This is a genomic window from Bacteroidia bacterium (assembly GCA_041391665.1).
Taxonomy (GTDB): Bacteria; Bacteroidota; Bacteroidia; order J057; family J057; genus JAGQVA01.
Genome location: JAWKNO010000002.1, coordinates 166,192 through 184,986, shown reverse-complemented (window position 1 = coordinate 184,986; position 18,795 = coordinate 166,192). Strand labels below are relative to the sequence as shown.

Genomic DNA, 18,795 nt, shown 5'->3' with positions numbered 1-18,795 from the left:
AGCAACGGCCATTCTGTAATGTAACGTTGAAGATAATGGAAAATTACCAATTATGAATCTGCCTCCTAATTTTTTTTTTCATACTTCCTGCCCCCTGTGATCAGTCGCGTTTTCCAAGCTTTACAGTCGTTTTCATTTTTTTACCACCGCGGATATAGGTAACATCAATTTTATCTCCGGGATCATAACTCCTGATAATGGCTGAGAGTTGTTTATCATTTCCGATACGCTCTTTTTCAATCATGACAATAATATCCCCCCGGCGGAGGCCCGCTTTTTCCGCACTGCTATTATTTTCCACACCAGAGATACGCACGCCGCCACTTTCGTCATTGGTCATACTAATACCCATAAAAGTACGGGAGTGCCGGTCGCTGGCATCTGAATCCCAGTCGAAGTCAAAATTCATCCCTTTTCCCTTCTTGTCCCCATCTATAAAGGTAAAAGTGTTGCCGCTGTCAGGGGAAAAAAACAGCTTCACGCCCGCATTTCCGACGATCATCGAATCGGATAGATTTTCAGTGGAAAACCACTTCAACTCATGGTCATCATGTTTTAAGGAATTTTGATCCCTGATAATGATGGTTTTTTCCATCGAACGGTTTTCATCCAGATCACTGATTCCCAATTCATTCAGAATAACAGTTACATCTTTTGCGGATTCAACGGTAAGGGTAGTATCCATTTTGATAACTTTACCATTGACATCGCCATTGATTCTGATGGTAACCGATTTGATCGTATCCTGTGCAAAGGATGAAAAAGCCCAGAGGGCGATCATAAGAAATAGTGAATAATTTTTCATACTAATTGTTAATGGTTTTATTCCGGAGGGAATCATGTAAAAACGAGACTGTTACAAAAGACAACTTATTTTGTTGACCGCTGCACAGATTGGGCAGGATTTACGGATTCCTGCCAAAAGTCATTTTTACATTACGGAATAATACTATTATTAATGTTTTTTTGAGGTGATTTTATTATTTTCCGCAAATTTCCCCATTATGGAAGCAATCTCATCTTTTCAGGAACTCTTATTTGATAAAATAAAAGAAAAAATTCCCCCGCACGAATCCTTACCAAATTATATCACTGATATATTGAATATTGGAATAGACGGAGCCTATCGACGCATCAGGGGAGAAACGCCGCTAAAGATTGACGAAATCATTAAACTGAGTCAAGAGTTCAGAATATCATTGGACGAACTGACCCAGGAAATCCAGGGAAACACCATTGTTTTTCGTCCGGCAGGATTGACAGAAGCTGGTTTGGATTTTGAGATATACCTTCAAAACCTATTGGCACTCCTTACAGATATTCACCGCAGAAAAGTTTCTGAGGCGATTTATCTCGTCAAGGATATTCCGGTTTTTCACCTGTTTCAGATTCCGGAAATCGCCTTGTTTAAGATGTTTTTTTGGAGAAAGACCATCTTTAATGACCCTTACCTGGATGGAGTAAAATTTGAGCTGAAAGTAAACAATGATAAGGAAAAGCGATGCCTGGATCTTTGTTATCTGATTGCGGAGAAATACTGCCAGATTCCCACAACGGAGATATGGAATACAGAAACAGTGGCCTCATTTATCAAACAAATTGGCTATTACGAAGAAGCTGGCTTGTTTCACTCCAAAGAAGATGCGAAAAACCTGATAGACAAAGTAGAATTCTATTTCACCCACCTGAAGCGCCAGGCCGAACTTGGCTATAAGTTTATTGTTGGCCACCATCCACACCAAAAAATAGAAAATTTCAACCTTTACTTCAACGATGTGGTGTCGAATGACAATAATATTGTCGTGAAATATGAGGACCGGTGGGAAGCATTTATGATTTTTCACAATACCGAATATCTCCATACGACAAATCAGGCCTTTACGCAAAAATTGGCGACAGGGCTGGAAAATATCACCCGCAAATCAGAGCTGATCAGTAAAGTGGCGGAAAGAGGAAGAAATCGGTTTTTCAATCAGATATTTACCAGGTTGCAAGAACTCAAAGCGTCAATCCAATAAATCCACAATCCCCCGGGAAAAAATTTCATGGAATCTGCTATCTTCGCACCAACAAATGAATTAACATGAAAAAATTAGCACTTATTTCAACCGTTTGTCTCGCTTTTGTTTGTACCAGTTGTCTGAATATTGTAGAGGAAATCTTCCTGAAAAAAGATGGATCAGGTTCGTATAGCATTTCTGTTGATATGAATGAAATGATGAACATGATGCAGGGGCTTATGACTCAGGAACAGATGGACGAAAACGATATGTTTGGACAGATGGACTCTACCATCCAGGAAACGCTGGCTCAATTGCGGTCGGTTGATGGTTTGAGCAATGTAAGCCACAAATCTGAAGGGTATAAATTCACTATTTCCTACGATTTCACAAGTGTAGCTGTCCTGAACGATGCAACAAAAAATGGAAATGTAACCCCAGGCATGGATTTTAATTCGGGAACCACCGATAACTTTACCTGGTCCAAAGGCACTTTTGAAAGGGCAAATCCTCCACTGGGAGATCTGATGGAAGATGAAGAATTTGCCTCCAACTTCGAAATGGCCAAAATGTTTATGACTGGCGCATCCTATAAAACTATCTACCATATGCCCGGTAAAGTTTCGAAAATGGAAAATGATCAGGCGCGCCTTTCCGGAGACAAAAAAACTGTTACCCTCGATGTGCAGTTGGTCGATGTATTGGAAGGTAAGTCTTTGCTCGGTAATAAAGTCAAATTTAAAGGAAAGTAGGTTTTCCGATTTTACGGAATAATTCAATATCTTGGCAGGACAAATGCCTGTCTGATGAAGCCAATTATTCCCCAAAAATATAGCCGATTTTCTTTCATTTTATGCGGTGTCTTTCTGATTTTTTCCACTCCGGCAAATACGGGCTGTGCTTCAGAAAAAGAGAAATCACCCGCAGAAATCACACATAAGCAGGAACCTGTTTTCGAACGGGTTCCTGCTTCTTATTCTGGTATCCAGTTTCAGAACGCGCTTCCGGAAAACGACCAGCTCAATATCCTCTCCTATGAATATTACTACAACGGAGGAGGGGTCGCGATTGGAGACGTAAACGGCGACGGACTTTCCGATATATTTTTTACGGCAAATCTTGTCGCCAACCGCTTGTACCTCAATCGCGGGAATCTTCAGTTTGAAGAAGTCACAAAAGCCGCCGGCATCGTAAGCCATCCCGGCTGGAAAACAGGCGTCGCCATGGCCGACGTCAATGGCGACGGTGCCCTCGATATTTATATCTGCCGCTCCGGCAACCTGGACGAGGCAGGCCGCGCCAATGAGTTGTTTATCAACAATGGCGATGGCACTTTTACGGAAAAAGCGGCGGCGTTTGGCCTGGCAGACCCGGGGTTTTCGACGCAAGCGTCATTTTTCGACTATGACAGAGATGGTGATCTCGATATGTATCTGCTCAACCATGCGATAAAACCTGACTTTAACCTGACCGTCGCCGCTGTCAAATCAAAACGCGACCCATTTTTCGGGGACAAACTATATCGCAATGACGGCAATACCTTCACCGATGTAAGTGCAGCAGCAGGAATCAAAGGAAACCCCATAGGATTTGGACTGAGCGTAACCGTAGGCGATATCAATCTCGACGGCTGGCCCGATATTTTTGTGGGAAATGACTATACCGAACAGGACTATCTGTATATCAACAACGGCGACGGCACTTTTACTGACAAACTTTCCCCCTCATTTGCCCATACCTCGCATTTTTCAATGGGGTCAGACATGGGGGATATCAACAATGACGGACTGCCTGATCTGATGGTTCTCGATATGCTGCCGGAAGACAATTACGGGCAAAAAATCTTAAAAGGCCCGGACAACTACGACAGGTATCAGGAGCAGGTGGAAAGAGGTTTTTACCACCAGCAGATGCGCAATACCCTGCAGATCAATCTGGGAAATGGAAACTTCAGCGAAATCGGGCAGCTTGCCGGCATTTCCAATACAGACTGGAGCTGGTCTGTACTTATGGCTGATTTTGACAATGACGGGGACAAAGATATTCATATCACCAATGGTTATTTCCGCGCCAGCACACATCTCGATTTTGTCAAATACACCTATCCCGAAGCCCTGGAAAAGGCACAGAAAGCGGGCGTAAAGCTGAGTGATGGCGTGATTTCGAAGCAGATTCCCCAGATATATGTCAGCAACTATATATTCTCCAATGAAGGTGATTATCACTTTGCCAACAAAACCCGGGATTGGGGAATAGAAAAACCCAGCTTCTCCAATGGCGCAGCCTACGGAGACCTTGACCAGGACGGAGACCTCGATCTCGTTGTCAACAATATCGGAGAGGATGCATTCATTTACAAAAACCTTACTCAAGACCGAAATGAAGGGCATTACCTGCGGGTCGTTTTGGATGGCAGCGAGAAAAACCGGTTTGGAACCGGTGCCAGCATCTCCTTACAAACAGGCGAAAAAGTACAGTATCAGCAGCTGATACCTGTGAGAGGCTACGAGTCATCAGTCGAGCCGATCTTTCACTTTGGGCTTCCTGATGGTAATACTCCCAGCGCACTTACCCTGACCTGGCCTGATGGCAAAAGCCAGGTATTAACAGATATAGCGGCAAATACTACGCTGGTCCTGCACTATAAGGATGCAAAGGAAATTTCAGGTGGGCAATCACCGGTTGAAGGAAGGCATATTTTTTCAGATACCGTGATTCCGGGGCTTCAGTTTGCACACAGGGAAGATGCTTTTAATGATTTCAAAAGGGAGCCGTTGTTGCCACATATGCTTTCGCGCATGGGCCCATGCCTGGCGGTCGGGGATGTCAATCAGGACGGAAAAGACGATCTGTTTGCAGGTGGTGCGGCCGGACAGGCAGGGAAAATTTTCATTCAGACACCAGACGGGAAATTTGTTTCAAAGGAACTATCAGACAGCGAATATGAAGACACAGATGCCAGTTTCTTTGATCTCGACGGAGACGGAGATACCGATATCTATGTAGCGAGCGGGGGAAGCAGTTTTCCCGAAGGGGATGCACTTTATCAGGATCGGGTGTATATTAATGACGGCAAAGGAAATTTTGTACGCAAAAACGATGCGCTTCCTTCGCTCCATACCAGTACCGGTTGTGTGCGCACCGCAGATATGGACGGCGATGGCGATATGGATGTATTTGTCGGTGGAAGAGTGATTCCGGGGCGTTACCCCTATTCGCCAGAAAGTTACCTGCTCAAAAATGAAGGAGGCAAGCTGGTCAACGTTACGTCAGCCCTTGCACCCGGGCTATTGCGGGCCGGAATGATTGCCGACGCAGCCTGGACAGATGTCAATGGTGACACCAAACCAGACCTGATTCTTGCAGGAGAATGGACCGCCCTTCAAATCTGGATCAATACAGGAACGACACTGGAAGATCAAACCGAAGCCTACGGCCTGGGACAGACACAGGGTTGGTGGAACCGGTTGCTGACAGTAGATTTGGATGGCGATGGCGATATGGATATCATTGCCGGAAACCGGGGCTTAAATGATCAGATGAAAGCGTCGCTGCAGTATCCGGCATCTGTCATAACCAAAGATTTTGACGGAAACGGAACACAGGATCCCATTTTGTGTTATTATATTCAGGGAAAAAATTACCCGATAGCAACAAGAGATGAGTTGATCGGTCAACTGGCATTTTTGAAAAGAAAATTTCTCCGTTACGAGGCGTATGCAAAAGCTACCCTTACAGATGTTTTCAGCGAAACCGAACTCGCGGGAGCCCTCGAACTGAAAGCCTTTACGTTTGAAACCGCCTGGTTTGAAAATACAGGGGAGGGAAAATTTGTTCAGCATAATCTGCCCCCGGAAGCACAGTTTTCTTCTGTATTTGGCTTGTTATACCAGGATTTTGACGGAGATGGCAGGAAAGATATATTGCTCTCAGGAAATTTTTATCCCGTAAGGGCTGAGACGGGAAGAGCCGATGCGAGCTACGGACTTTTACTCAAGGGAGATGGCAAAGGTCATTTTCAGCCTATATCGCCGGTAAAGAGTGGATTTTTTGTCAGAGAAGATATCCGAAGCATGAAAATCATTGCATTAGCTGATGGAAAACAGCTTTTGGTAGCAGGGAACAATGATGGTTTGATGCGGGTAATCAGCATTTCAAAATCAGCGTTATGATGTAACATATTATTTTATTTCGGATTGGGTATTTTATTTTTATTGGATAAAATTGCTTATGAATTTTATTTTAATAAAAATATATGCCTCGTCGTGAAGATTTGCCCTTTTTATTGAAACTTCTGGAAGATGAATCCCCTGTAGTACAAGCACAGGTTCAGGAAGCACTGCGCAGTTTTGGTCCAAGACTGGATCAGGAAGTTATTCCATTTTTGATTGGTATGGAACCCGAGATTGTCGAAAAAGTTCGAAATTTTTGCCAGGAATTGCGTTCCAATGAATTTTCTGACACATGGCTGGGTTGGTTGGATATGGAAGATGAAAAAGCCGCGTTGGAATATGTGTTGATCCGCCTTGCACTATTTGAAAATGGTTCTCTCGCCTATTCTATTCCGCAGATACTTGACGAACTGGGGGAAGAATTTATCAGAACCGGACATCCGGTAAATGCGACCAGTCTTATGGAATTTCTTTTTCAGCGGAAGGCCTTTCGTTCTCCCACACTTGAGGATCATAATCATTTATACGACAACCTGTTATTTGTGCTGAAAAGCCATCAGGGAAGCCAACTGGCGTTGTCCTGCCTTGCAATTTTGGTAGGAAAACGAGTCGGCATTCACCTCGATGGGATCAACATTCAGGGTAACTTTATGGCGATCAGTTTTGAGAATGAAAACATGTCCATGTTTAACTCTTTCAATATGGGTAAACCGCTGGCAAGAGCATCTGTGATGTATATCGAGGAAGCTTTCAGGCGAAATCAAATTGCCCCTTTCCATATGAAAGCGCAGGTACATGAGATTGTTACCCAGATTCTTAAAAATGCCATTGACATTCACCAGAAGAAAAACAGACTGAATGAGGCCAAACAGTTTATTCTTCTGTATAGAGAACTGTTAACTGAATTGAAAAACAGGAATTTGGTGGGATAATATTATTTTCCGAAGGCTATTCCCAGGCTTACGGACAATAAAATCCTTCTGAATGGCTTTATTCCTATTCCGCCAGACATTCCATTGGCAGGCAGAACACAATTTGCCCGGGTATCTGCAACCAGGATCAGATGTTCATTAACCGGAACTCTCACATCCAGTCCGGAAGTAAGTCCCCATTCCAACCCTCTGGCAGGAGTGGGCCATTCGGAGTCTAAGAGGGTCTGACCGACACCGATGAATGTACCGGCATGAAGCCTTACCCGGCTTCTCCGGTCCAGGTTGACAAACCCGGTAACCGGCAACCGAAATTCTGCTTCTGTCTTTTTCGACATTCCCAGATAATTCAGCTCCACCTGAATCCCCATACGAAAATTGCGGGTCAGATAGTTGGCGAATATACCCGCATACCCCGAGCTTCGGGAACCATTTTTTGAATCCTGATTTTCACCGACAGATTTTACCTGAGACATTCCGATTCTGCCACCCACTTGCAATTTTTGGGCGTGAAGGCCTGTTGTAGCCAGGAAAACGAGGCTTATCATCAGAAAAAAACGGCAAATTCGTTTCATAGATGTGTTTTAGATCGATAACGAAAAAGACAAAGCGGGCCGTTGCCTAAACTTTTCCTCTGTCCCAGGGACCTGTAATGGCAAAGGTAAGCCCTTCGTGCTGAATATTCACAAACAAAGTCGTTCCATCCGGCGAAAAGGTAACACCGGCAAATTCGGAATTTTTACGGGCATTGCTCGCCAGAGGGTAATAACCGCCATCGGGCGTGATGCCCATTACTCTGGCCTCCAGTGTATCCTCACAGACAATCAGATCGCCCCAGGGAGCCACTGTAAGATTATCGCAGTTCTGCATCAACATAGAGTTGTCAGGCTCAGAGAACAGCTCCAGGGTACCTGGAGATTCGGATTCCCTTTCAGTGCCTTCATACTGCCCCGGGCGGTAACGAAAAATCTGCCCCTGACGATTTTCTCCGCCAAAAGTACAGGCAAAATAACACTCTTCCACCCCAAACCACATCCCTTCTCCCCTGCCGAATATAGCCGCACCTTTTGTATAACCTCTGATTCGCAGGTCATCTTCGGGTGCGTCAATATTGTCCAGATCTACCCACTCTACCGGGAGTGGTGTATTTCGCGGAAATTTTCGGCCCGGAATTTCCTTCCAGTTGCGCGTATCACGGCCTGGTTCATCTTTAATCACAAGTGCCTGAAGTTTTCCTCCGGCATGAAGTTTTTCCGGAACATTCGGTATATACCGGTAAATCAGGCCATCCAGCCTGTCTTCGGTCTGATATACGATACTGGTTTGCGGGTCAATGCCTACCGCCTCATGCTGAAACCGCCCCATCGCTTTGATAGGTACCGGCATTGCCAGTTGCTGCGAAATTGAAGCTGGTACTTCGAATACGTATCCGTGATCTTTTTCCAGGCGGTATCCAGCCTTTACCACAGTCTCTTCACAACTCAGCCAGGTATTCCATGGTGTCGGCCCACCCGCACAATTACGAAAAGTACCGGCAAGGCTGAGATATTCCAGTTCGACTTTTTGGGCACGGGTATCGTAAACGATGGTGGTTGTTCCTCCCAAACCCGGAAGCTCGCCCTGCCCATAGTCGTAGATTTTTTCCTTTTCCAGTTTTTTCAACAATTTAAGGTCGGGTCCAAAAGGGCCCAGTTCGCGCATTTCGGAGCTAAGTTCGTGGTTGCGGATGAGAATCGTTTTTCCCCCTCCACCTTCAAAAGTCGCCATCCCGTCAGGTTTACCCGGAACCAGAAAGCCGTCTGACATCGTATTCCCCTGGGAAGAAATAATCTGGTACGAAAAACCCCGGGGCAGATCGAGAAATCCCATCGGATCGGGAATCAGTACCCCATACTTTTTCCATTTATGGCTGCGAACACGGGAAACGCCCCCCTCCATCCGGCACCCAACTATCTGTAGTCCGGCGAAGCCCACACCGACCATTCCGGCCAGTTTCAGAAAATTTCTTCGGGAAATCGAGTCATTCATTTTGGATAATCTTTCCTATAGAATTACAAGATAAGGATTGTCTGTTCTTCCATGCAACCGGTACTGTTTTTTTGGCTGGTTTATTTGCATTGCGGTGCGTAGGTTTGCGAATATGAAGCGATTTTTTTTCCCTCTGTTGCTGGCTTTCGGCGGATTTATGGTCTGGAGCTGCGAGCGACCAACAAATCCCGTAGAAGAAGGTACCCTCAGCTTTTCGGCTGATACTGTTCTCTTTGATTCTATTTTTACGACGATACTCACCCCCAGTGAGCGGCTGATTGTCTCCAATTTTACAGGAAAAGCCGTAAATGTCTCCCGTATCTGGCTGGAAAAAGGCGCAGACTCGGAGTTTAATATGATTGTGGATGGCATTCAAAAAAACGATGTGGAAGATGTTGTTATTGCCAACAAGGATAGTATTCACATGTTTATCAACCTGAAGTCTCAGTTGAAAGACAATTTCGCGGAGGAATACATCAATTTTCAAGTGGGGGACGAAATTCAGCAGGTGCTGATCCGCGCATTTGTGATCGATGCCTATTTCCTGCGGGCGCGCATCCGCCAGGAGCAGAATTTTCTGAATATCGACGGATTTTTCTTCACCAAAGACACCACGCTTACGCCCGACAAACCCATTATTATGGACGGGCCGATCTATATTCCCGAAGGAGTAACGGTTACGGTTTTACCAGGGACAGAAATATTTTTCACCCCATACCAGTTTGGAATCACAGACAGTTTTGGCAGTCCGACTTTCGGACTGTATTCGATGCTGTTTGTGGACGGCACCCTGAAAGCCGAAGGCGAACCCGGCATGCCCATTGAGTTTAAAGGATCCCGGCTCGACTCCCTGTATCAGGAGAATCCGGCCCAGTGGCGGGGTATCCGTTTTTTCAAAAACAGCAAAGACAATATTCTCCGGCATTGCCGGGTAAAAAATGCGCTGATCGGTATAGAAGTTGACTCTATTTCTGTCAATCAAAACCCCAAAGTCACGATCCAGTACACCGAGATCAAAAACATGGGCGCACATGGCATCGTCGGCGTCGGCGTTGACCCATCGGGAAGTGTTGCAGGTTCGGCTCCCGCTATTTTTATGGAAAACTCCATCATCAATACCTGCAAACTGCGGACACTGGCCCTGATCGGCGGGGGGAAATACAGTTTTTACAACTGCACCTTTGCCAATTACAGTATCATACGATTTTCGCGGCGCACGCCCCAGATGCTGCTGACCAACTGGTTTACCTTTGATGGCGTCACCGCAAATATATATGAGGCCTATTACCAGTTTACCAACTGCGTGATCTGGGGAAGTGAAGAAGATGAAATTGTGCTGGATACGTTGTCGGGCAATCCGTTTAACAGCCTTCGTTTTGACTATTCGCTGGTGCGGGTGAGCGAGGACTATGAAGTGGCGATTGTTCCGCATTTATTCAATTCCACCAAAAACCTCGACCCGCAATTCAACGACTTTTTATACCGCGACTACAGACCCAAGGCAGGCAGCCCACTGATCAATACCGGCCTTGACACGCCACCCGGCTCCAGCGGATACAACGACGACTATCGGGGAAGGAGTGACAGCCTGCGGTATGATGGATTTGACGTCGGGGCGTGGGAATATTATGAGTTGGATTGAGGAAAATCTGAATGGTTTTGAGGAAATTCGCCTATTCAAGGCAAAAAAAAACGGGACGTAAAGCGCCCCGTCTTTCAAGACTGTGATGATAATAATATGAACAGGTTCTTTATTTCACGATAAGGCGCTTCATCCAGTACCCCTCCCGGGTTTTACCCTTGAGGACATAGATGCCGGGAGTGATCATTCCCAAATCGAGCGTTGTGCTCACTTTATTCATTTCTCTCACCAGCACTTCACGTCCCATCAGGTCGGTAAGTACTACACTTTGCGTTACAATATTCCCTCCGTCGATTTCCAGCAGTCCGAATACCGGATTGGGATATACTTTTACTTCTCCACTGATCAGATTGTCTTTAATCGAGGTGCTCGTCTCCTGTACCACTACGACTGAATCGCTTTTCCCAAATACCGGCAGCCGCTGCTCCAGGGTGTTCATCGCTCCCTGCGGTACGATTTCGAGTCTCAGTTTCTCCGCTACCAGCGTTTTGCCTGATATATTGTCAATCGTTACAAATGTCAGCGATCCGATCATCCCGTACCCTGATGCATCTGTCTGGGTGATTCGGGTAAGTCCGACCTCCAGTTGACCTTCCACAGGAAAATCTTTCTCCATATAGATCAGATCCACACTGTCGGTTCCCATCCACGATACTGCCGGGGTGAAATGCATGCTGCTGGTATCGATCAGAGCAGGATCATATCGTACCGAAAAGCCTAGTGCATATACGTCTTCCACAAGGTGAGCAGAATCTCCATACATAACAGGTATGGTCATTGTCTGCCCCACCTCTATGCTATCCTGAGGCATTTCGAGAAACAGCGGCGGATCATCGGGGCCTCCGTTGTCTTCGCCTTTGTTGTGGGTGAGGCCGTAGTTGAGGATAATGGGAATAATGTCTGCCCAGCCGATATGGCCATTTCCGTTTCCATCGGCGTGTTTCATATTCACGCCATTGAAGAAACTGAAGTTCCAGTCAAGGGCGGACTGACCGGTCCACTGGATTGTGGCGTTTAACCGGGGTGGGCCAAATTTACCCCAGCCCAGGCCGACAAACATAAAGTCCAGCACATTGGCGATTCCGTCGGAGTTGGCATCGCCCGGCCAGACAAGTCCCTGACCAACACAGACCGTCGAATCATAGGTGGAAAGTAAAGCCTGGGGCAGGTTCAGCGTGTCCATAAACAGCGCGAGCGTATTGGAAGAAGAAAGGTTGACACTCAGCGTATCGAGTGCAAAGGCTGGATAGTTGGCAGAAGGATGGTAGCTGAAAAAACAATTGGAAACTGTGTCTATGATTGATTTTGTAAGGACGGAACGGAAACCTATAGCGTTTGCAGGGGCCAGGGTATGGGCAAGGATATAAGCTTTTTTACCATCGGTAACAAAATCTCTGATCCGCAAATGTTGAGTTGTGCTTACAATCGAAGGCCGGATCAGCGAGATCGGATTATTTCGTTCGATGGTAATACGGTTGTCGGTCAGAAAGGCGATCTGGTTGCCAGATGCTTTGAGGCTTACCCGTGGGATGTTATTGGCTGCGGGGAACGGGTCGAGTCTGCCCCAAAGCTGGTTGCCATTGGCGTCGAGTTTGATCAGCCCTACGGCTCCAAGGAGGTTGTTGAGGTAAATAGCCAGGCCATTGTCGGAGGGCGTAAGTTCCATCGCGAGCATAGGCCGGGATTTGTATTGTTTTTCCCAGACGAGGTTGCCGGTATTGTCGAGCGCCTGAATGGAAATGCCCCGGTTGAGGACATTGGCGGCAGAGTCATAGCGGAAAAAATTCCACCCCGCGATGATCGTTCCGTTGTTCTGGATCACGAGGTTGGAGTTAGGACCATCAATAAGCAAAGGATTAGGCGTAATCAGGGCATTTCCCAGTCTTACTGCACGATGCCACATGATATTTCCGGCTGTATCGAGTTGCACTACGGTTCCGTGCATATTGAGGCCGGACGCTGTCAGCGGTATATACATATGCGCAGAAAATACGATGGTTCCGTCGCCATTGATTTCCAGTCCGGAAATGACACCTGCTTTGTGATTGGCTTTATAATAGCTGCGGGCCCACTGAAGCGCGCCGTTGGCGCCAATGCGGAGAATAACGATCTCCGAACTATCGGGGCTGGCCGGATCGAACAACGAATAACCACCGATGACATACCCACCGTTGGGATGATTGCGGATAAATGAAGCGTGGTCGCGGCCGGTATGGTGATAACCCACGGAGCGAACAACCGTCCCGGTGGTATCCAGCTTCATAAAGGAGAAGTCCGTCTGATTCTGGAAATACATATCACCAGCCACGATCAGGCGGTCGCCATCCCATTCGATATTTTGTCCTTTGACACGGGCGTCATAGACTTTCGTGAAGACAGCCTGTGCCTGGAGCAGACTGTGAGCAAAAGCGAGCAGAAAACTAAGCGTAAGGATCGAGCGTTTTGTATTCATGATTCCGGTATTTCTTTTTACAAAACTGAAAAAACATTTGCCAGACAACAATTACAAAAACGAGTGTTTATCGGGAAGGTTTATTTTAAAAAAATATTCAATTTAACACTATTGGCATTTTTATTCACAAAATTTATCCCATTTATCGATATTCCATTTTAACCAGGATCAAAACAATCAAAATTTCAGACAGAATATATGCCCAACCCCAAAGTGTAATTGTCTGAGAATGATAAATAGCTAACCCCAGGGACAAAACACAGTACAGCAAATTGGCAATGGCAATGGCGCGCAAAAAAACTGCGGGCCTTTCTTTTTGGGTCCGGTAGCAATAAAAATCATACACAGCAAAAAGAACCGGCAGTGAAGCCAGCAAATACAAGATGGACGCAGGAATGCCAAACACTTGCTCCCACCTGACAAGAATCACACCCAACAGAAAAGCTGATACCAATGCCCCGGCACCATCCACGAGGAATAGGATTTCAGGATGAGCGTTGAGCGTTTTTTGGAATGTTTTGATCCCCATTTTCCTGTATTTTTTATTTATCTGCCTGCGGTAATTTACGCACAATACCGGGAAACCCCTTTTTTCTTTCAGGCTTTCACTCCGGCATACCGGTTTCCCGGTAGAGGCTCCGTATTTTCCCGGTAATGTTTTCGGGCGATTCTCCTCCTACCTTTATCGTATCATTACTACAGGTAATCGAATTATTTTTTATATTTCTTATAGATTCCGGCAACCCATTAACCAAAATTCTACGATTATGATGAGTCTAAAGCCCTATCTCAGCATTCAGAAAAGAACCTACTATTCAGGTGATGCTTCACAAACGACGCTGTATATCGGTATTAATGTGCTGGTTCCCGATGGATATGTCCTGTATCTCCGCCACCCGGAATCAGGTAATACTACGGCAGCGGTATGTAACATTTACCTCGAACTTTTGCGTGCGACTTCTCACCAGCATACCAGCCCGCAGGACTATCTGATCGGACTGGACAAATCGCAATGGCCGGCTCTGACTTCGGTTGCTGTAAAGGTTGTGTATCATAAAAATAAAGCCCAAGGTGGCCTGCACAACCCCAACCAGCCCATTTCAGAAGATCAGGTGCTCTGTGTAGGAAGCGCCAGAGCTGAATATGCTACTGCCGGAGACCTCCTCAACGAGGAAGGACTCATAGAAGTACCCGGATATGATATCTCATCTATGAATGCCAGAGCCATTCCGCCATCCAATGGATATGATACAACGCTCGACGATCCTATGCCTATATTGACCCGACTGAACAAAAAACATGCGAATATTGGCAAGGCTGTAGGCGCGAAAGATCCGGTGGAGGGTGGAAACTAACCCTTTTTTACTCGCTTTTCAATCGCCAGCCGACAATGAAATTTTCAATATGAACTATGTGAGCAGGTATATTTTTCCCCTAAGAACCATACTTCTTTTTGGAGTATGGTTCTGCTTTTCTTTTGTATTTGCACAACCCGCCAGGCTTCAGGAAATAGAATCCCCCCGAATAGTTATACAAAAAATTAAGGCTCTTACCGACACAATAGCTCAATTGAATGATCTTCAACTGGAAAAAAAACTTGAACTGAGCAAACAAGCATACGAATTGGCCTTACTTCAAAATGACCAGACGGTGCTGGCTGAAGTATTATTTACCCTTGCCGGGATTTACCGAAGCCAGGCATTTTACGATATCGCAGGCAGCCACTACAACCAGAGTCTGGCGCTGTTTCAGTCAGCAGGAGATTCATTGGGACAAGCCCGCGTACTCATTGAAAGAGGGTTCAACTATCTTCAACGATCTGATTTTGATGCCGCACTCACCGATTACCAGGATGCTTTGCACGTCCATGAAGCGCGGAAAGACTCCGCAGAAATCGTAAATGATTACCTCAATATCTGTTCGCTGTTTCTGACTTATTTTCAGCGCAAAAAAAATGCTTCCGCCCTCGAAGATTCGACCCTGTTTATGGCGAAGGAATATTACAACCAGGTGCAACCTTATCTGAAAGGCGTTTCCCCGGCCATACAAGCCAAAGCCTATAACCTTCAGGGGCGGTTGTTGCGGTCTGAAAAGAAGTTTGATGAGGCAGAAGCCGCTTTTCTCGCCTGTATTCAGATTCGCAATGCTATCGGAGATTCCATCCGGCGTACCAGTTCAGAAATCAGCCTCGGGGTTCATTATCTGTATTGGGGTGATTATCTGCGGCAATCAGGCAAGCCGGAAGAAGCGAAAACTCAGTACAGGAAAGCGCATCCGCTGTTTACCAAAAGCCTGATTTTCAAGCAGAAAGCCAACGACAATCAGGGAATCGTAGATGCTTATATCAATCTGGGCGGAATGAATAAACGGATGCAAAATTACCCATCCGCCATCGACACCCTGCATCTCGGCGCCAAAATCGCATCCGACCTGAATCTGACCGGCGACCGGGCACATATCTCACGGTTGTTATCCGAAATTTTTGAGGAAAAAGGTCAGGCCGATTCGGCCCTTCACTATCACAAATTGTATAAAAAGATTCAGGATGAGATGTTTAATAATCAAAGCGAGCAGACCATCCGCTTTACGGAGGTACATTTTGAAACGGAGAAAATAGAAAAGGAAAAACTCATCGCCCAGCAGCAAAGTCAGCAAAAATCTGCCCAACTCCGCCTCGTTTTTATCGTCGGTACTTTACTGGTTATGATGATTGGCGGCATAGGGTTTTACTACTATCAGCGAAACCAGACACAGAAACAACTCATGGCCCAACAGCGGGAAATCAACAGTCAACTGGTCGTTGACCTGATGAAAGAACAGGCAATTGAAAACCTCAACTCCCGTCTCGAAGGTCAGGAGTATGAGCGCGAACGCATTGCCCGCGACATTCACGATCAGCTTGGGGGCACATTATCAGCAGTAAAGTTGAGTCTGGAGGGAATAAAAAACCGGCTCTCTCCTGGCAGTGAGTTGCATTTTGACCGCACCTACCAGTTACTCGATCAGGCCTGCACTGAAACCCGGCAGCTCTCTCACGACATGATGGCGCTTTCGCTCAAACATCTGGGCCTTGAAGCATCGGTAAAAGAACTTTGCCATACGCTCAACAACAGCGGAAAACTGCATATTGACTTTCAGACGCTTTATCCACAGCCCGTCAAACTCCCGCAAAAAACCGAACGCCACCTTTACCGGATTGTGCAGGAACTGATCCAGAATGTGATCAAACATGCAGAAGCAACCCGGATTGTTTTGCAGATTAGCATCAGTGAAGGTCTGCTTACCATGGTGCTGGAAGACAACGGCAAAGGATTTGATCCTGACAAAACCGGCAAAAAAAGCGGAATGGGAATTTCCAATATTCAGGCACGGCTGAAGGACATTTCCGGCCATATGGATATTGACAGCCAGCCCGGAAGAGGCACAACCATTATTATTGAAGCGCCCGTCAACCCTTAATACACACCTTCCATGACCCGAATTCTGATTATAGACGACCATCTGGTGTTTGCTCAGTCCCTGGCATTTCTGCTTCAGGATAAAGCAGATTTTGAAGTTGTCGCCATTGCAGGCAATGAAGATGACGCGGAGGAGATAATGCAGGAAAAAACCATAGACGTTGCCCTGGTGGATATCCGCATGTCGGCAGGAGAAACCGAGGGCCTCGATCTGGCCGAACATATCCGAAAAAACTACCGCCATACGAAGGTGATTATGCTGAGTATGCACAGACACGGAGCCTATATCCATCGGATGTTTAATGCAGGCATAGCGGGCTATCTGCTCAAACACGCAGAGGCAAAAGAAGTGATCGAAGCAATTGAGCAGGTGAGTAAAGGGCGGCGTTATTTTCCGCCAGAGATTCTGGCAGCGATGGATGAGTTTATTATGAACAGCGACGAGCCTGTGCCGCAGGATTTTCACCTGACCCCCACAGAGCAGTATATCCTTGAGCAGATCGCCGAGGGGCTTTCATCGGGAGAAATTGCCCAAAAGATGGGAAATAAGGAATCCACGGTTGAAGTTCACCGGCGAAACCTGATGGCCAAATTTGGCGTCAGTAAAGTTACAAAAATGGTTAAAGAAGCCATTCGCAGAGGCTTTCTGAATGTGGAGGGTTAATTATGCACCAAACCAAACTCATCCGCCTGCTCAAGACCTTTTCTGCCTGGGAAATCCGCGCTTTTGATGATTTTGTTCGTTCGCCTTTTTTTAATAAAAATCCTTCCGTTACGCGCCTCTGGCAACTGACTAAAGAATTTGCTCCCGCTTTTGACCAGCCCGAACTGGAAAGAAAACTTGTGTTTACCGTGATTTTTCCGAAGGAAGCATTCGACGAACAAAAACTCCGCTACCTCATGACCGACCTCACCCGGCTCATCGAAAATTTCTGGGTGTATAAGTACCGGGAGAATCATTCCGTTCGGTTTCAACAGGATATCACAGAAGTTTTCCAGGAAAGGAACCTCACCAAAGACCGGGAAGAATCTGCCGCAAAACTCGGGAAAATGCTCAATAAGCTTCCCGTCCGCAAAACTTCTGACCTCCTGCAAAAATTTCTATTCGAAGAAAACGAATATCTCCAACAAGCCCACTCCCGCGACCGCCATCACTCTTCTTCGGTGAGCCAGGTCATGGATTCGCTCGACCATCTCTACCTCGCCAAAAAACTCCGATACAGCTGTGAAGTGGTCAACCGGGCCAATATCCTGCAACAGGAAGCGCGTTTATTCCTGACAACAGAGATTCTCCAACAAATCGATTCCTTTTCTGCCAAAGATTCTCCCCTCATTCATCTCTATCACACTACCCTTCTTACGCTGACTGACGGCGCAAATGAAAACCATTACTTTACGCTCAGGCAACAACTGGAAAATTCACTCCAAACCCTCGACAAGGAAGAACTCAATCACCTCTATGCTTTTGCGCTCAACTACGCCATCAAACAATTTAATACCGGGCGCAGCGAATACGGAAAGGAAATATTTGACCTCTACAAAACCCTGATCGAAAACCGGATCATTTTTGAGGGCGAACAACTCCCTGTGCCACATTTCAAAAATATGGTCGCCATCGGCACAAGGTTGAGAGAATTTGTGTGGGTGGAATCCTTTATCGAAAACTATGAGAAACACCTCCCCGAATCCGACCGTTTCAACGCCTATACCTATAACCTGGCTTATCTCCTGTTTGAGAAAAAAGAATTCTCCCGCGTCCTGCGGATGCTCAGCAGTGTGGAGTTTTCCGACGTGTTTTACCAGACCGACGCCAAAACTGTATTGCTGCGCACTTACTACGAAATCGAAGATTTTGACGGGCTGACGTATCTTATGGGCAGTTTCCGGATGTTTTTGAGGAGGAATAAACAACTCTCTGACTACCAGCGCAAACTTTACCTCAACCTCATCAAAGTAACACAATTACTGATGCGCTACCGGTTGGGGGAAAAAGTAACCATATACCAGATCAATCAACAAATCGAAAAGACGCCAGACATCGCCGGCCTGAACTGGGTTAAAGCAAAAATTGGAGAGTTAGCGCAATAAGCCCCTCCCATAACCCGCTGTATGGT

General features: G+C 46.2%; 14 protein-coding genes. 9 read left to right on the top strand and 5 right to left on the bottom strand.

The annotated features are described in order from the left end of the window. Window positions 1–100: 100 nt before the first annotated feature. Window positions 101–805 (bottom strand): PDZ domain-containing protein, encoded by a 705-nt coding sequence (locus R3D00_12450; protein ID MEZ4773987.1) that lies wholly within the window; start codon window positions 803–805, stop codon window positions 101–103. A 199-nt stretch (window positions 806–1,004) separates the two neighbouring features. On the opposite strand from R3D00_12450, the gene R3D00_12445 reads away from it, so the two are divergent. The 4 genes from R3D00_12445 to R3D00_12430 all read left to right on the top strand — a co-directional run bounded on the left by R3D00_12445 (window position 1,005) and on the right by R3D00_12430 (window position 7,104). Then, the gene (locus R3D00_12445) at window positions 1,005–2,018 is read left to right on the top strand and encodes a hypothetical protein (protein ID MEZ4773986.1); all 1,014 of its coding nucleotides are present in this window, start codon (window positions 1,005–1,007) and stop codon (window positions 2,016–2,018) included. A gap of 65 nt (window positions 2,019–2,083) precedes the next feature. Next, window positions 2,084–2,752 (top strand): hypothetical protein, encoded by a 669-nt coding sequence (locus R3D00_12440; protein MEZ4773985.1) that lies wholly within the window; start codon window positions 2,084–2,086, stop codon window positions 2,750–2,752. Between the two features lie 54 nt (window positions 2,753–2,806). Further along, a complete protein-coding gene (locus R3D00_12435) occupies window positions 2,807–6,172 on the top strand; it encodes a VCBS repeat-containing protein (GenBank protein ID MEZ4773984.1) in 3,366 nt (1,121 codons plus the stop codon). Window positions 6,173–6,255: 83 nt separating this feature from the next. After that, entirely contained in the window at window positions 6,256–7,104 is an 849-nt protein-coding gene (locus R3D00_12430) for a transglutaminase family protein (GenBank protein ID MEZ4773983.1), read from the top strand. A gap of 2 nt (window positions 7,105–7,106) precedes the next feature. Here R3D00_12430 and R3D00_12425 read toward each other — a convergent pair whose 3' ends face one another. Then, the gene (locus R3D00_12425; GenBank protein MEZ4773982.1) at window positions 7,107–7,676 is read right to left on the bottom strand and encodes a hypothetical protein; all 570 of its coding nucleotides are present in this window, start codon (window positions 7,674–7,676) and stop codon (window positions 7,107–7,109) included. Window positions 7,677–7,722: 46 nt separating this feature from the next. Next, entirely contained in the window at window positions 7,723–9,129 is a 1,407-nt protein-coding gene (locus R3D00_12420) for a DUF839 domain-containing protein (protein MEZ4773981.1), read from the bottom strand. A gap of 112 nt (window positions 9,130–9,241) precedes the next feature. Here R3D00_12420 and R3D00_12415 point away from each other — a divergent pair, with 112 nt between their 5' ends. Further along, complete coding sequence (locus R3D00_12415; protein MEZ4773980.1) at window positions 9,242–10,771, top strand: hypothetical protein; 1,530 nt, start codon at window positions 9,242–9,244, stop codon at window positions 10,769–10,771. Between the two features lie 109 nt (window positions 10,772–10,880). On the opposite strand, the gene R3D00_12410 is transcribed toward R3D00_12415, so the two are convergent. Further along, window positions 10,881–13,223, bottom strand: a complete 2,343-nt coding sequence (locus R3D00_12410) for a T9SS type A sorting domain-containing protein (GenBank protein MEZ4773979.1) — start codon at window positions 13,221–13,223, stop codon at window positions 10,881–10,883. Between the two features lie 142 nt (window positions 13,224–13,365). Beyond that, a complete protein-coding gene (locus R3D00_12405) occupies window positions 13,366–13,752 on the bottom strand; it encodes a hypothetical protein (GenBank protein ID MEZ4773978.1) in 387 nt (128 codons plus the stop codon). A gap of 238 nt (window positions 13,753–13,990) precedes the next feature. Here R3D00_12405 and R3D00_12400 point away from each other — a divergent pair, with 238 nt between their 5' ends. From R3D00_12400 to R3D00_12385, 4 genes are all read left to right on the top strand, one after another. Next, window positions 13,991–14,578 (top strand): hypothetical protein, encoded by a 588-nt coding sequence (locus R3D00_12400; protein MEZ4773977.1) that lies wholly within the window; start codon window positions 13,991–13,993, stop codon window positions 14,576–14,578. A 214-nt stretch (window positions 14,579–14,792) separates the two neighbouring features. Beyond that, window positions 14,793–16,682 carry a sensor histidine kinase gene (locus R3D00_12395; GenBank protein MEZ4773976.1) on the top strand — a complete coding sequence of 630 codons (1,890 nt, stop codon included), beginning with the start codon at window positions 14,793–14,795 and terminating at the stop codon, window positions 16,680–16,682. 12 nt (window positions 16,683–16,694) lie between these two features. Next, window positions 16,695–17,345, top strand: coding sequence for a response regulator transcription factor (locus tag R3D00_12390; protein MEZ4773975.1), 651 nt, complete (start codon window positions 16,695–16,697; stop codon window positions 17,343–17,345). A 2-nt stretch (window positions 17,346–17,347) separates the two neighbouring features. Beyond that, complete coding sequence (locus R3D00_12385; GenBank protein MEZ4773974.1) at window positions 17,348–18,769, top strand: hypothetical protein; 1,422 nt, start codon at window positions 17,348–17,350, stop codon at window positions 18,767–18,769. Window positions 18,770–18,795: the final 26 nt, after the last annotated feature.

Bases quoted from the DNA above. Each gene is read 5' to 3' on its own strand.
- R3D00_12420 (MEZ4773981.1), bottom strand. From the start codon at position 9,129: ATGAATGACTCGATTTCCCGAAGAAATTTTCTGAAACTGGCCGGAATG.
- R3D00_12440 (MEZ4773985.1), top strand. From the start codon at position 2,084: ATGAAAAAATTAGCACTTATTTCAACCGTTTGTCTCGCTTTTGTTTGT.
- R3D00_12435 (MEZ4773984.1), top strand. From the start codon at position 2,807: ATGAAGCCAATTATTCCCCAAAAATATAGCCGATTTTCTTTCATTTTA.
- R3D00_12400 (MEZ4773977.1), top strand. From the start codon at position 13,991: ATGATGAGTCTAAAGCCCTATCTCAGCATTCAGAAAAGAACCTACTAT.
- R3D00_12425 (MEZ4773982.1), bottom strand. From the start codon at position 7,676: ATGAAACGAATTTGCCGTTTTTTTCTGATGATAAGCCTCGTTTTCCTG.
- R3D00_12385 (MEZ4773974.1), top strand. From the start codon at position 17,348: ATGCACCAAACCAAACTCATCCGCCTGCTCAAGACCTTTTCTGCCTGG.
- R3D00_12450 (MEZ4773987.1), bottom strand. From the start codon at position 805: ATGAAAAATTATTCACTATTTCTTATGATCGCCCTCTGGGCTTTTTCA.
- R3D00_12410 (MEZ4773979.1), bottom strand. From the start codon at position 13,223: ATGAATACAAAACGCTCGATCCTTACGCTTAGTTTTCTGCTCGCTTTT.
- R3D00_12415 (MEZ4773980.1), top strand. From the start codon at position 9,242: ATGAAGCGATTTTTTTTCCCTCTGTTGCTGGCTTTCGGCGGATTTATG.
- R3D00_12430 (MEZ4773983.1), top strand. From the start codon at position 6,256: ATGCCTCGTCGTGAAGATTTGCCCTTTTTATTGAAACTTCTGGAAGAT.
- R3D00_12390 (MEZ4773975.1), top strand. From the start codon at position 16,695: ATGACCCGAATTCTGATTATAGACGACCATCTGGTGTTTGCTCAGTCC.
- R3D00_12405 (MEZ4773978.1), bottom strand. From the start codon at position 13,752: ATGGGGATCAAAACATTCCAAAAAACGCTCAACGCTCATCCTGAAATC.
- R3D00_12445 (MEZ4773986.1), top strand. From the start codon at position 1,005: ATGGAAGCAATCTCATCTTTTCAGGAACTCTTATTTGATAAAATAAAA.